This is a genomic window from Ruegeria sp. YTSA135 (genome assembly GCF_059610165.1).
Genome location: NZ_JBXWNC010000002.1, coordinates 308,840 through 322,193, shown reverse-complemented (window position 1 = coordinate 322,193; position 13,354 = coordinate 308,840). Strand labels below are relative to the sequence as shown.

Genomic DNA, 13,354 nt, shown 5'->3' with positions numbered 1-13,354 from the left:
CTGAGTAAACACATTTCAGTGGGGCGCATAGCCCCTAATTTACCGCTAACATCGCATACCCGCTATGTACCGGAATCATCGCAGGACCGGCGGCGCGTCTGTAGGCTGACGTGCGGACTGAACCCCCGCCTTCATGCCCGCTCCGATCCGCCGGGCAAGCGCACTCCACGGAGTAGCCGTTTCCGGTGGCAACGTCTGAGTGGCGACTTCTTCGAACAGGTCCAGCCAATGTGCGAACATCTCGGGTTTCACGTCTGGCCGTTCGATATGAACCCGCTGTGGATTGCCGTCATAGCAGCGCTCGAACAGGATGGCGTTTCGCCAGAAGGCGGCGATCTTGTCCTCATGCGCGGGCCAGTCGTGGACGTGCGTGTTGAAAACGGGGCCAAGCACCGCATCCCTGCGCACGCGGGCGTAAAACGCACGGACTTGCGCGTTGATCTGGTCCGGCGTTGCAGGAAAGCGCGGCGGCAGGGTGGGTCTGGTCATTGGGCTCTCGGTTTTCGACTCTGTTCAGGGCCATATCCGGTTCAGGGGTCACACGACAGGAGTGGTTTTGTCGCGCGGCTCTGGCGTCAGAAGATGTCGCAGCAGGGCCACTGGATGCGCCCGCAGGCTGAGGCGCGTAGCAACGTAATCCTCGACCACCTGTTCGCCCAGGGTCATTTGGGGCAGATAGGCCTCGGGTTCATCCAGCACCTCGCCCTCAAGATCCTGCGAGAACAGCGGCAAGGGTTTGGTGGTTGCAATCGCCTTGGCCTGCCACAAAGCCTCGCGCCGGGTCAGGCCGCAGGCAGCAAAGGCATCGGCCTCGGCCAGCCGTTCGATCACCGACGGCCCCAGCCCCGCGCGGCGCCAGACGTCATCGACTTGATGGTAGCCATTGCCGCGCGCGGCAGTCAGCCAACTGGCGTCTTCCTCGCTGAGACCCTTTATCTGACGGAACCCCAGCCGCAGGGCCAGACCGCCATGGCCGTCAGGCTCCATCACAGTGTCCCAGAAACTGGCATTGATGCAGACTGGACGCACCTGCACGCCATGTTCGCGCGCATCGCGCACAATCTGGGCAGGGGCGTAAAACCCCATCGGCTGTGAGTTCAGCAGTGCACAGGCGAAAATGCCCGGGTGGTGGCATTTGATCCAGGCCGAGGCATAGACCAGCAGCGCAAAGCTGGCCGCGTGGCTTTCGGGGAATCCGTAGGACCCGAACCCTTCGATCTGCGAGAAACAGCGCTCGGCAAAGTCGTCGTCATAGCCGTTGCGCTTCATGCCGCGTAAGAAAAGCGCGCGGAATTCGCTGACATTGCCGTGTTTCTTGAACGTCGCCAGCGACCGGCGCAGCCGGTCGGCCTGTTCCGGGGTGAAGCCTGCACCGACGATGGCGATCTGCATCGCCTGTTCCTGAAATAGCGGTACACCCAGTGTTTTGCCCAGCACCTCGCCCAGCGCGTCCGAGGGGAAGCTGACCTCTTCCTCACCATTTCGCCGCCGGATATATGGGTGGACCATGTCGCCCTGAATGGGGCCGGGGCGGATGATGGCGACCTCGATCACCAGATCATAGAAATTGCGCGGCCGCATCCGAGGCAGGAAATTCATCTGCGCTCGGCTTTCCACCTGAAACACGCCCACACTGTCCGCCTTGCACAGCATGTCATAAACCGCCGGGTCTTCGGGCGGCAGGGTGGCAAGGGTATAGCGGGTCTGGTGGTGCTGGCCGATCAGATCGAACGCCTTGCGGATGCAGGTGAGCATCCCGAGGCTGAGAACATCGACCTTCAGAATACCCAGAGAGTCGATATCGTCCTTGTCCCAGCAGATGACGGTGCGGTCCTCCATGGTGGCGTTTTCGATGGGGACAAGTTCGTCCAAACGCCCCTCGGTAATGATGAATCCGCCCACGTGCTGTGAGAGGTGGCGGGGGAAGCCATCGATCTCATAGACCAGCATTAGAGTCTGTTTCAGGCGGCGATCTTCGGGATCGAGACCGATTTCGCGCATCCGATGCGCCTCGAGTCCGACGGTCGAGAAGAAGCCCCATAGCTGCGATGACAGGGCCGAGATTGTGTCTTCGGTCAGGCCCATGGCGCGCCCAACCTCGCGAATGGCGCGTTTGCCGCGATAGTGGATCACCGTGGCGCAGAGACCCGCGCGGTGACGGCCATAGCGATCATAGATGTGCTGAATCACCTCTTCGCGGCGTTCATGTTCGAAATCCACGTCGATATCGGGCGGCTCATCGCGTGCCTCGGACACGAAGCGTTCGAACACCATCGTGCCCAGTTCGGGGCTGACTTCGGTGATACCAAGACAGTAGCAGACCACCGAATTGGCCGCCGAGCCGCGCCCCTGGCACAGGATATCGCGGGACCGTGCGAATTTGACGATGTCTCGGACGGTCAGGAAGTAGGGTTCATATTTCAGCTTGCCGATCAGGGTGAGCTCATGGGCCAGCATCTTTTTCGCCTTGTCCGATGCGCCTGCTGGGTAACGCCATTTCAGCCCCTCATGCGCCAGACGGTGCAGACGTTCGGTCGGGCTTTCCCGCTCGCTACCCTCACTGGGGTATTCATAGCGCAGTTCGTCGAGCGAGAATGTGAGCTGTTCGCTAAGGACATGCGCGCGGGCGATGGCCCCCTCATGTCCTTTGAAAATGCGTAACATCTCTGGTTCAGAGCGGAGACGCTGTTCACCATTGGCAAGCGCCTCACGACCCAGATCGTCGACCTTGCGGCGCAGGCGGATGGCGGTCAGCACGTCGGCCAGTTTGCGGCGGGTGCCGTGGTGCATCATCGGCGTGGCGCTGGCGAGCGTGGGGATGCCAAGTTGCTTTGATTCAGTCTCTAATAAGCCAAAATATGCAGTATCTGCCCCATCATACCGAGGATGCATCAACAGATGCATCCGTCCGGCAAAGCGGCGCGTTAGCTGTTGTGCCTGTGTCCGCCAAGCGTCCGCGCCGCCCGGGGACCGGGTCGCGTGTGGCCAGAGCAGCAGGTGGAGACCGTCGGAGAATTCCATCAGGTCCGACAGGTGCAGGATGCAGTCACCTTTCTCGGCGCGCAGGCGACCTGCCGACAGGATGCGGCACAGGTTACCCCAGCCCTGACGGTTGAGCGGCAGGGCGGTGACGGTGGGCGCGTCGGTACAGATCAGCCGCGCCGCCGGGATCAGCCGTGGTACGGTATGGATGGGGTAGGAGGACGGTTTGGGAATATGGGCGGGGCAGGGTGGTCCGATCGAGGTGTTCTGGGCCTCCCATTCCACACGTTCGCGAACCTTGCGGGTGATCTCACGCGCCTGGGTGTGGGCACGAACGATCCCGGCGACCGAGTTGTCATCGGCAATGGCAATGGCGGGTAGGCCCAGGGTAACGGCGCGCTCCATATACTCCTCGGGGTGTGAAGCCCCGGTGAGAAAGGTGAAGTTCGATGTGATCGACAGCTCGGCATACATAGCGAGTCCACATTATATTCACGTTTTGTTCTTTTTCGAGTCCTTTGCGCCAAAATCAATGCTCATCGGTCAGAATGACGCTCTCGGTCCAAGATCGTGCAGAAAAGCATGTGCCGCGCATTTCTCAACGCGCGGCACATGATTGTAAGTCACTCGCGTGACTTGATGAGAAGATCGCAGCCCGTTGCGGCGTGAACGGGTTAGCCGTCCAGCCCCTCGGGCTTGCCGACAATTGTGAAATGCAGACCTTCGGGGTTGAGCAATTCACTGGCGACGCGGTTCACCTCTTCCAGTGTCACCGCGTTCACCTTGTCGTTCCGCGTGGCGATATAGTCGATGGGCAGGTTTTCCATCTGCATCCCGACCATGATCCCGGCGATACGACCGTTGCCGTCAAACCGCAGCGGATAAGCACCAGTCAGATAGGTCTTGGCGTCGTCCAGCTCTTTCTGGGTGACGCCCTCGGTCGCGGCGCGAGCCCATTCCGTGCGGATCACCTCAACCGCTTCGGCAATACGGTCGTTGGAGGACGAGACCGACCCCAGATAGACTGACGCCAGATCTTTTGGCACCAGGTAGGTTGCGATGCCATAGGTCAGGCCACGTTTTTCCCGCACTTCCTGCATCAGGCGGCTTTCGAACCCACCGCCACCAAGAATGTGGTTCAGGATAAAGGCGGCAAAGAAATCAGGATCGTCGCGGTCAATCCCTGCATGACCGAACAGGGCAACCGATTGCGGCGTGTCGAACTCAACCACGCTCACACCGCCGGGGATGTTTACCTCGGCCCGCTCTGGTATGGGTTTGCCCGTTTCGGGCAGATCGGCCAGCAGCGTGTCCAGCAGCGCGCCAAGTTCTTCGGCAGTGATGTCGCCCACGGCGCCGACATAGAGCCTATCCTTGGCGAAAACACTGTCATAAGCGGCCACCACGTCATCGCGCGTCAACGCGCCGACACTTTCGATCGAGCCTTTGCCTTCGGATCCGTAGGGGTGATCGCCGTAAGCCATCCGCGCAAAGTTGCGCCCCGCGATATCGTTGGGATCGGTCTGATCCGACCGTAGGCCTGACAGAATCTGAGCCTTAACACGTTCCACGGCATCTTCGTCAAAGCGAGGTTCATGGATTGTCGTGCGTAGCAGGTCGATCACTTCGTCGCGGTTTTCGGTCAAGAATTGCGCTGAGATCGACACCGAGTCATCCGATGCGTCATATCGAAAGGAAGCGGCCAGAGCTTCAAGTTCGCGCGCATAGTTCCGCGCGTCCATGTCACCCGCGCCCTCTTCGATAAGGCCGCTCATCAGGTAGACAGCGCCGCGTTTTTCCGGATCATCCAGCGATGTGCCGCCACGAAAGCGCAGTTCCAGCGCGGTGAACGGGATCGAATGATCCTCGACCAGCCAAGCTGTGATACCACCGGGCGAGGTCACTTCCTTGATATCAATCGCGGCCCAGGCGGGCAGCGCGACGACAAAGGCAATCAGGGTTGCGAAGATCCGTTTCATTGCGTCACCTCATCGTCTTTCATCAGCCAGCCAGTGACGGAAGTTTCAAGCTGCAGAACCTCGCGCGCGGCTGCAATGATCTCATCCCCTGTCACGGCTTGCAGGATATCGGGCCAGGCTTGCACGTCTTCGACTGTCAGGCCACTGGTCAAAGCGCGGCCATAGCGGTTGCCAATCCCGTCTACATTGTCGCGCGCATAAATCTGCGCGGCGCGCAGCTGCATCTTGATCCGGTCCAGATCGTCTTGGTTCACACCTTCGGCAATGAAATCGGCAACGGCCTGATCCATGGCATCTTCGGCCTCTTGCAGCGAAACGCCCTGCGCCGGAACAACCAACAGATCAAAGGTCGTGTCGTCCAGCGAAACGCCGCGGTAAAACGCCCCGGCATAGACAACCTTTTGCTGTTCGAACTGAAGCTTTTCATTCAGATACGACGTGGTGCCGCCACCCAATAATTCAGACAGCAGATACAGGGCAGCCGCTTTTTCCTGTGCACCCGGATCACGCTCGGGTGCCAAATAGCTTCGCTGGACATAGGGTTGCGCAATACGCGGGTCTTTGTACGTCAACCGTCGTGCAGCTGTTTGCGGTGGCTCTTGCGCGCGGTCCCGCTGTGATACATCCGTGTTGGCCGGGATAACGCCATAATATTGCTCGGCCAGCTTTTTGACATCATTGGGTTTAACATCACCGGTTACCACAAGAATGGCGTTATTGGGTGCATAATTGTCTTGGTAGAAGGATAGTACATCCTCCATACCCAGTGTCTCCATCTCATGCCGCCAGCCGATGATCGGCACAGCATAGCCATGGTTCAGATATTGCGCAGCGCTCATCTGCTCGCCGAAGAGGGCGCGTGGGCTGTTGTCTGTGCGCTGGTTACGCTCTTCGACGATCACGCCGCGCTCGGTGACGATGTCTTCTTCGGTCAGACTCAGATTGCGCATCCGGTCCGCTTCCATCTGCATCATCAATTCCAACCGATCTGCAGCGACACGTTGGAAATAAGCGGTGTAGTCATAAGACGTGAACGCGTTGTCATTCCCGCCATTGGCCGCGACGGTGCCTGAAAACTCACCCGGAGCCAGCGTGTCGGTGCCTTTGAACATCAAATGCTCGAGGAAATGTGCAATGCCGGACGCACCCGCAGGCTCATCAGCTGATCCGACGCGATACCAGACCATATGCTGCACAACGGGCGCACGGTTATCTTCGATGACGACGACATCCATGCCGTTGTCCAGCGTGAACGTCGTTACCGCCTCATGCCCTTGCTCGGCAGTCAGGGGGGTGGCGGTGAGCAGGGCGGCAGATAATGCCAAAGCCCGAACCATGGGGCATCCTCCGTTTCGTTTGGTGCTATTCAAACTACGATGGTGCGGCGCAGGTTCAAGGCCGATGACGGAAAGTTAAGATTTATTCATTCGCCGGAGGCGCGGAAGGCGTCTCAAGCCCGGCCCGGCGCGCGGCTTCGTTTTGCGCGGCAGCATCAAGCGCTTCGCGACGATAAACCTGCTCGTACCGATCCACTTTGAACAGGCGCAGACGCGTCAAACGGCCTTGTTTCCTGCGGAACTCAGCATCTTCGGTTTCGATGACCTGCCGTGTGTTGGCGGGAACGCCATAGCGGCTTGAGGCCGTGACCAGCGCGGCGTCGCTGGACGGAATCGCGGTATTGGGGTTCAAAGCCGCCTCGCTGCCGCCCAATGCCACGATGGCATCCGCTTTGGGGTTCGGGTCGGTCAGGTTGGCACCGCCCGGCGTTGGGGCAGGCAGGAAATCGTAATCCTTGGGCTGCGTCAGCGGTTTGACTGGCATAACCGAAAACTCATCCGGGCCGTCTCCGGGTGCCTCAAGATGGCGCAGGCCGATGTTCGAGCATCCGGCAATTGTAAAAGCCAATGTCACAGCAAGTATGGAACGCGGCAACCGCATCAGAGTCTCCAGCCTGTTTGTGGCGCTTTTATCCCATTTCTCGGAGGAGGTCACGAGGGCTTTTTCCCATCAAAGACCACAAGCCCGATAGCTCCGGCAAAGATAAACACATCGGCCAGATTAAAGACAAACGGGTTGTTTATGCCGCAGCAGGACATGTTCAGGAAGTCCAGCACAAAACCGTACAGCACCCGGTCAACAACGTTTCCAAGCGCGCCGCCAATCAGCAATCCGCCGCACACAATCATGAGTTTCGTTGGTGCTGTCCGCATCAACCAGACCAGAACACCGACCGAGATCGCAAGCGAAATGCCGATCAGCATCCAGCGGGCGGCCTCGGAATTTCCTTGGAACAGGCCGAAATTGATGCCCCGATTCTCGCCGTATTTGAACACCAGAAGCGGCGGCAATATGTCGATATTGCCCTCGGCCACGCGCATTACGTGGACGACCAGATACTTGCTGATCTGGTCGATCAGGAACGCGGCCAGCGCCGCCCAGAGCAGAAGGCGATAACGCATCAGTGACGGAAGTGACGCATGCCGGTGAAGACCATGGCAAGGCCTGCATTGTCCGCAGCGGCAATCACCTCATCATCGCGCATCGAGCCACCGGGTTGAATCACGCAGGTAGCACCGGCTTCGGCGGCCTCCATCAAACCGTCGGGGAAGGGGAAGAATGCATCCGACGCCACGGCAGAGCCGATGGTCAAAGGTTGCGCCAATCCCAGCGCATCGGCCATGCGTTCGGCTTTTTTGGCAGCGATCAGGGCCGAGTCGACCCGGCTCATCTGACCCGCGCCGACGCCCACGGTTGCGCCGTCCTTGACATAAACGATCGCGTTCGATTTGACGTGTTTCGCCACTTTCCAGGCAAACAGCAGATCGCGCATCTGCTCGTCTGTCGGGGCTTTCTTGGTGACGACTTTCAGATCATCCAAGCCGACAAAACCGTTATCCTTGTCCTGCACCAGCAGGCCACCGGCCACCTGCCGCACGGTTTTGCCCCCGGTGGTCACGTCCGGTAAACCCTCGGTCGTCAAAAGGCGCAGGTTTTTCTTGGCGGCGAAGATCGCCTTTGCCTCATCCGATGCAACGGGGGCGATCACAACCTCGGTAAAGATACCGGTGATCTCTTGCGCAGTTGCGGCATCAAGCGGTTGGTTCAACGCAACGATGCCACCAAAGGCCGAGGTTCGGTCACAGTCGAAGGCGGCTTTATACGCCTCAAGCAAGGTCGCACCCTTGGCCACTCCGCAGGGGTTGGCGTGTTTGATAATGGCACAGGCCGCACCTTCTGACGGATCGAACTCGGCAACCAACTCGAACGCAGCATCGGTGTCGTTGATGTTGTTGTAGCTCAGTTCTTTGCCCTGATGCTGCACGGCGGTCGCCACACCGGGACGGTTGGTGCCATCGGTGTAGAACGCGGCCTGTTGATGGCTGTTCTCGCCATAGCGCAGGGGCTGCTTCAATTCACCGGCAAAGGCGCGCCGGGTGGGCGTGTCCAGTTGCAGCGCATCAGCCATCCAGTTCGATACGGCGGTGTCATAGGCAGCCGTGCGGGCGTAAGCCTTTTGCGCCAGCCACTGACGGAAGCCATACGATGTCTTGCCGTAATTCTCTTCCAACTGATCCAGCAGGGACGAGTAATCCTCGACATCAACCACCACGTTTACGAATGCATGGTTCTTTGAGGCCGCGCGGATCATCGCCGGGCCGCCAATGTCGATGTTTTCTATGCATTCATCGTAGCCCGCGCCTTTTGCCACAGTTGCCTCAAACGGGTAGAGGTTCACAACCAGCAGGTCGATCGCGCCGATTCCGTGTTCCTCCATCGCGGCCACGTGGGTGTCATTGTCGCGTAGGGCCAGCAACCCGCCATGCACCATCGGATGCAGGGTCTTGACCCGGCCATCCATCATTTCGGGGAAACCAGTGATCTCGCTGACATCCCTGACCTCAAGCCCTGCATCGCGCAGCGCCTTGGCCGTGCCGCCGGTCGACAATAGCTCGACCCCGCGCTCGGCCAGTGCCTTTCCCAGTTCGACCAGCCCGGTCTTGTCGGAAACGGAAAGCAGCGCGCGGCGCACGGGGTGAAGATCAGTCATGGGTCCAAAGGTCCTTTTGGCGTCAGTCGAAATCGGGTTCGTCCCGGTGCAGGTCGCGCACGGCATAGGCTGTATCCTGTGCCTTGCTCAACGTCCACTGGATGCGCGTCGCATACTCCATTGCGCGCCCGGATAGAACGATCTGTTTTGTCGCGCGTGGCTTTAATCGGCCTTTTTCAAGATAAACGCTTGGCTCAACGGTTAGTTTTGCCGCTCCATCATGCCGGAATACCCATATTTCCCCGCTTTTGAGAGCCATCGACACCGCCGCACCGCCCAGATCAATAGCCGCATCAACATCCGGATGCAGGTGAAACCGGATGTCATAGCCAATGCCGTTCAGGCCCGACGCATCCAGCGCCCTGTCAAATTGCCGTTTGGCCTTGTCGCTGGCGGTCAGCAAAATATCCTCGCCCGTCAACTCGCGCCCGTCAAAGCGCAGTTCGAACGTGCGGGCGTGGGTCAGGCCGAAAACCTTGGTGTAACCGTCATGCCCGGCCATGAAACGTGCGCCTTCCATCGCTTCTTCAAATTCCATTGGTACGTCCTTGGGGGCGTCCACCAGTGCCTCGCTGTCGCTGCCGGGTCCTGCGTTTGCCAAACGGGCACTGGAATACCCATCAAGGCACAAGGTCGAATGAGACGGAGTCGCCCGTCCGGCCCGACGCCATTCCGCACCGAAGGTTTCACCGGACCCGCAGTTCACGATCAATGGGCGCCGGCCTGATGTGAGTTCAAAGGCAAGGGTAGACGCGTGCGCATTGTAAGATGCGGCCCCCGTAGGCGGCGCGCTGGCGTCCAGAATCACGCTGGTGCGCCCCGCATAAAGGCGCGCGTACCCCATCGCCAGACCAGATGCGGGCTGGGGTCGAACGCCGCTTTGGGCGAGGGCCTGATCCAACCGCCCCTCGACGCCGCGGCCCCCGCCATGAAACCGGGCAAGGGCGCCATCGGAATGGCGCAAGCTGCGCAAGGTGGGTGCGATGCGCTTGATCGCGTCGGCCTGCGCGCCGGGCGTTCCCCGCCCCAAAGCGCTGAGCGCGGCTGAGGTCCAAGACAACAAAGTAAAGACTTCTAACAGTTCTTCGGGATTGCGGGTGGAAATTCCGCCCTGCCGGTCAACTTGTTTCTCGCATTCCTTTGCAAGGGCGCGCAGGGCCGGATCGGACATCTGTTCCATCCCTTTCAGCGCCAGCCCGGCCTGCACCAAACCGGCCAGCGCCTCGAATCGCGGTAGGCCCGGCGTGGCCGCGTGCCAGCGTTTCGACAGGAACCATGTTTGTTGTGCCAACGCGCGGAAGAACAGACGGGTTCGCTTTTCATCCGCACCCCGCAGCAGGAAGGCCGCGTGGTTGATCCAACGCATTACGCGCCGTCCGGTCAGATCTGGGGCCCATCCCGGCCCTTGCCCGCGCCCATGCGCTTCGATCCAGCCCCAAACCCAACGCTGCGCCTTGTCGCGCGCCCGCATGTCTCCGACTGCGGCAAGATCATCCAGCCAGGCAAACCCGTGGCGCTCGTTGTCAAACCCGGTGCTGGGCGCGGTAACGTCCCACAGATCTGTATCTTCAGCCTCGACGAGGTAACCGGCAAACAGCAAATTGCCCGCAACCAATTGCCGCCCGCGCGCAAACGATCCAACAGTACGGGGTTCAGGCTCGGTCACGAAGCCGGCGACTGCCTTGCGTCTCTGGCTGAGCCGCGCGTACAGGCGGTTCTGAAACCGCGCCCACCGGTTTGTCATGGTATCTGTATTCGACATGACGCTCGTTACTCTGCCCCTCGCGCTCTGCTGGCGCCTGAGACCCAACGATAGACCGCGCTGGCCGTCAAGTCACCGAAAAGCGTGCCCTTAGGCGGATTTGTTCAGGCAGGCGATGTAGAAGCCGTCCATCCCCCCAAGGTCTGCCCAGTAATCGGGCCGCAGGCGCAAGCCGCCCTCTGGCGTAACCCATTCCTTATCCACCCCGGCAATCTTCAGCGCATTGCGGTCGATCTTCATGTCGGGGTGTTGATCCAAAGCCTCTTCAATCTGCACTTCCCCTTCGTCCGGCAGCAGCGAGCAGGTGCAGTAGACCAGCCGCCCACCGGGTTTCAGCAAGGTCCAGGCATGGGCAAGCATCTGTGTCTGCAACGCGATCAATCCGGCGAATTCCGAGCCGTCCTTGGCAAAGGGCAAATCCGGATGCCGTCGAATCGTGCCAGTAGCGGAACAGGGCGCGTCCAGCAGGATGGCGTCGTACTGGCCCTGATGCTCTAGCGCATCGCCTGCAATGACATTTGCTTGCAGATTTGTGCGCTTGAGATTCTCGCGGACTTTTTCCAGACGCGACTCTGAGATATCCAGTGCTGTGACCGTTGCCCCGGCAGCGGCCAGTTGCAGCGTCTTGCCGCCGGGTGCCGCACAAAGATCCAGCACGGTTTCCCCGGCCAATGGCGCCAGAACGCGCACCGGCAAAGCCGCCGCCGCGTCCTGCACCCACCAGTCACCCTTGGCGAACCCCGGCAGGGTCGAGACCTGCCCGGCATCGTGAACACGTAGTGACCCTGTCGGCATTGCCTCTCCGGGCCCGTTTGCACCCGGCTTGAGCGTGATATCCAGCGGAGCACCGGCGAAATGGGCCCGTTCCATTCCTGCGACGGCGTCCGCCCCCCAGGCCGCGATCAATGGTTCGCGCAGCCATTCGGGCAAACGTGGTACGCGCATTTTGGGCCAGGCCTTGGGCCCTTCGTCGGCCACTTTACGCAGAACCGCATTCACCAGACCCTTGAGTCTGCCATGCTTGCGCGAACGGCCCACGATTTCGACCATGGAATTGACCACGCCATGAGCGGCCTCACCCAGGCACAGTTCAACCGCGCCCAGACGCAGCGCGTTCCGGACAGTCAAAGCGGGCGTGCGGTTCAGATGGTTGTCCAGCAAACGGTCTGCGCGTTCCAGCCCGCGAAGGGTTTGCAAGGCCAGGCGTTGTGCCCGGGCGCGATCGTCCGGTGCCAGCCGGTCCAACGCGCCTGCAGCCAGGCATTCAGGCAAAAGCCGCCCTTCACCCAGTATTTGATCCAACAGATAGATCGCGCTGCGTCGCGCCGCCGTTGCAGTGTCAGACATGGAACCGCCTTTGATTATATACGCGTCCACATTGCCAACAGCGGACGCGGGCGTATATCAAGCCCATGCCCGGAAAGGAACCCGATGTCATGAGTGACGACCGCAAAGACCTGCCCCCTGCCGCCCAACGCGCACTGACCGAGGCGGAAGAGCGCCGCAAGAAGGCTGAGGCCGAAGCCAAAAAGATGCCCAGGGAACTGGGTGGTCGCGATGGTCCCGACCCTGCGCGCTATGGCGATTGGGAGAAAAAAGGCATCGCGATTGATTTCTGATCCGTCGAATCGGTAACGCGCGAAGAAGATAAACGGGTCATGTTGTTTATTTGAGTTAACGCGCACCGCCCGAGGTGCAGGCAGTCCCTTGATTGGCTTATAGCCCAAGCACGTCAACCATGTCGTACTGACCGGGCGCCTTGCCTTGTCCCCACAGCGCTGCTTTCAGTGCACCACGGGCAAAGATGGCGCGGTCGGTGGCAAGGTGGCGCAGCACGATCCGCTCACCGGGGGCGGCAAAAAGAACGTCATGCTCGCCCACGATGTCACCGCCGCGAATGGCGTGAAACCCGATGTCGCCCCTTTTGCGCGCGCCGGTGATGCCATCGCGGCCCCGGTCGGCCACATCCGACAGCTTGACGCCCCGCCCTTCGGCGGCGGCCTCACCCAACATCAACGCGGTGCCCGAAGGGGCATCGACCTTGTGGTGATGGTGACCTTCGATCACCTCGATATCAAAATCTTCATCCAGCGCGGCGGCGACTTTTTTGGTCAATTGCACCAGCAGGTTGACACCAAGGCTCATGTTCCCCGCCCGTACGATGACGGCATGGCGCGCGGCAGGCTCTAGCGCCGCGATCTGGTCCTCGGTCATGCCGGTGGTGCCGATCACATGCACGCAACGCGCCTGTGCCGCCAGAGCAGCAAATCCCAGCGTTGCCTCAGGCGCTGTGAAATCAATCACCGCCTGTGCCTGCGCGAAAGCCTCCAGCGGGTCGTCGGTCACTTTGACACCCATCGCCTGACCGTCCATGGCCTCACCAACATCCTGACCGACCCAATCGTGGCCGTCACGCTCGACCACTCCGACCAGACGGGCCTGATCGCTATCCGAAACGGTCTTGATCAGCATCTGCCCCATGCGGCCCGAAGCCCCTGTGATAACGATCCCCGGAATATGGGTCATTGCGCTGGTCCTTTCGCATTTGTCGGCTCAAAGCCTCCTACCCCGTTCGCGCCCGCT

The 13,354-nt window shown here is 60.3% G+C and carries 11 protein-coding genes; 1 reads left to right on the top strand and 10 read right to left on the bottom strand.

The window, feature by feature from the left end:
• Positions 1 to 75: 75 nt before the first annotated feature.
• The 9 genes from AC2FIT_RS04610 to AC2FIT_RS04570 all read right to left on the bottom strand — a co-directional run bounded on the left by AC2FIT_RS04610 (position 76) and on the right by AC2FIT_RS04570 (position 12,118).
• Positions 76 to 489: a group III truncated hemoglobin gene (locus tag AC2FIT_RS04610; protein WP_496827075.1), complete on the bottom strand. Its 414-nt coding sequence runs from the start codon at positions 487 to 489 to the stop codon at positions 76 to 78.
• A 48-nt stretch (positions 490 to 537) separates the two neighbouring features.
• Positions 538 to 3,456, bottom strand: coding sequence for an error-prone DNA polymerase (locus AC2FIT_RS04605; protein ID WP_496827073.1), 2,919 nt, complete (start codon positions 3,454 to 3,456; stop codon positions 538 to 540).
• 200 nt (positions 3,457 to 3,656) lie between these two features.
• Positions 3,657 to 4,961: a M16 family metallopeptidase gene (locus AC2FIT_RS04600; protein ID WP_496827071.1), complete on the bottom strand. Its 1,305-nt coding sequence runs from the start codon at positions 4,959 to 4,961 to the stop codon at positions 3,657 to 3,659.
• Positions 4,958 to 6,298, bottom strand: coding sequence for a M16 family metallopeptidase (locus AC2FIT_RS04595; RefSeq protein WP_496827069.1), 1,341 nt, complete (start codon positions 6,296 to 6,298; stop codon positions 4,958 to 4,960). Before AC2FIT_RS04595 ends, AC2FIT_RS04600 begins: the two co-directional genes overlap by 4 nt.
• An 82-nt stretch (positions 6,299 to 6,380) precedes the next feature.
• Positions 6,381 to 6,899, bottom strand: a complete 519-nt coding sequence (locus AC2FIT_RS04590; protein ID WP_068336539.1) for a DUF3035 domain-containing protein — start codon at positions 6,897 to 6,899, stop codon at positions 6,381 to 6,383.
• Positions 6,900 to 6,949: 50 nt separating this feature from the next.
• A complete protein-coding gene (gene lspA / locus AC2FIT_RS04585; protein ID WP_496827066.1) occupies positions 6,950 to 7,420 on the bottom strand; it encodes a signal peptidase II in 471 nt (156 codons plus the stop codon).
• Positions 7,420 to 9,009: a bifunctional phosphoribosylaminoimidazolecarboxamide formyltransferase/IMP cyclohydrolase gene (gene purH, locus AC2FIT_RS04580; protein WP_496827064.1), complete on the bottom strand. Its 1,590-nt coding sequence runs from the start codon at positions 9,007 to 9,009 to the stop codon at positions 7,420 to 7,422. The genes lspA and purH overlap by 1 nt, the downstream gene beginning before the upstream one ends.
• Before the next feature lie 22 nt (positions 9,010 to 9,031).
• Positions 9,032 to 10,771, bottom strand: coding sequence for a heparinase II/III family protein (locus tag AC2FIT_RS04575; RefSeq protein WP_496827062.1), 1,740 nt, complete (start codon positions 10,769 to 10,771; stop codon positions 9,032 to 9,034).
• A gap of 90 nt (positions 10,772 to 10,861) precedes the next feature.
• Entirely contained in the window at positions 10,862 to 12,118 is a 1,257-nt protein-coding gene (locus AC2FIT_RS04570; protein ID WP_496827060.1) for an RsmB/NOP family class I SAM-dependent RNA methyltransferase, read from the bottom strand.
• Positions 12,119 to 12,207: 89 nt separating this feature from the next.
• Here AC2FIT_RS04570 and AC2FIT_RS04565 point away from each other — a divergent pair, with 89 nt between their 5' ends.
• On the top strand, positions 12,208 to 12,390 hold the full coding sequence (locus tag AC2FIT_RS04565; protein ID WP_496827058.1) for a DUF1674 domain-containing protein: 183 nt from the start codon (positions 12,208 to 12,210) through the stop codon (positions 12,388 to 12,390).
• A 97-nt stretch (positions 12,391 to 12,487) separates the two neighbouring features.
• Here the strand turns inward: AC2FIT_RS04565 and dapB are convergent, their stop codons facing one another.
• Positions 12,488 to 13,297 carry a 4-hydroxy-tetrahydrodipicolinate reductase gene (dapB, locus tag AC2FIT_RS04560; RefSeq protein WP_496827056.1) on the bottom strand — a complete coding sequence of 270 codons (810 nt, stop codon included), beginning with the start codon at positions 13,295 to 13,297 and terminating at the stop codon, positions 12,488 to 12,490.
• Positions 13,298 to 13,354: the final 57 nt, after the last annotated feature.

What these genes read in the sequence shown, in the direction of transcription:
- AC2FIT_RS04610 (WP_496827075.1), bottom strand. Translation starts at nt 489, where the DNA reads ATGACCAGACCCACCCTGCCGCCGCGCTTTCCTGCAACGCCGGACCAG.
- AC2FIT_RS04605 (WP_496827073.1), bottom strand. Translation starts at nt 3,456, where the DNA reads ATGTATGCCGAGCTGTCGATCACATCGAACTTCACCTTTCTCACCGGG.
- AC2FIT_RS04600 (WP_496827071.1), bottom strand. Translation starts at nt 4,961, where the DNA reads ATGAAACGGATCTTCGCAACCCTGATTGCCTTTGTCGTCGCGCTGCCC.
- AC2FIT_RS04595 (WP_496827069.1), bottom strand. Translation starts at nt 6,298, where the DNA reads ATGGTTCGGGCTTTGGCATTATCTGCCGCCCTGCTCACCGCCACCCCC.
- AC2FIT_RS04590 (WP_068336539.1), bottom strand. Translation starts at nt 6,899, where the DNA reads ATGCGGTTGCCGCGTTCCATACTTGCTGTGACATTGGCTTTTACAATT.
- lspA (WP_496827066.1), bottom strand. Translation starts at nt 7,420, where the DNA reads ATGCGTTATCGCCTTCTGCTCTGGGCGGCGCTGGCCGCGTTCCTGATC.
- purH (WP_496827064.1), bottom strand. Translation starts at nt 9,009, where the DNA reads ATGACTGATCTTCACCCCGTGCGCCGCGCGCTGCTTTCCGTTTCCGAC.
- AC2FIT_RS04575 (WP_496827062.1), bottom strand. Translation starts at nt 10,771, where the DNA reads ATGTCGAATACAGATACCATGACAAACCGGTGGGCGCGGTTTCAGAAC.
- AC2FIT_RS04570 (WP_496827060.1), bottom strand. Translation starts at nt 12,118, where the DNA reads ATGTCTGACACTGCAACGGCGGCGCGACGCAGCGCGATCTATCTGTTG.
- AC2FIT_RS04565 (WP_496827058.1), top strand. Translation starts at nt 12,208, where the DNA reads ATGAGTGACGACCGCAAAGACCTGCCCCCTGCCGCCCAACGCGCACTG.
- dapB (WP_496827056.1), bottom strand. Translation starts at nt 13,297, where the DNA reads ATGACCCATATTCCGGGGATCGTTATCACAGGGGCTTCGGGCCGCATG.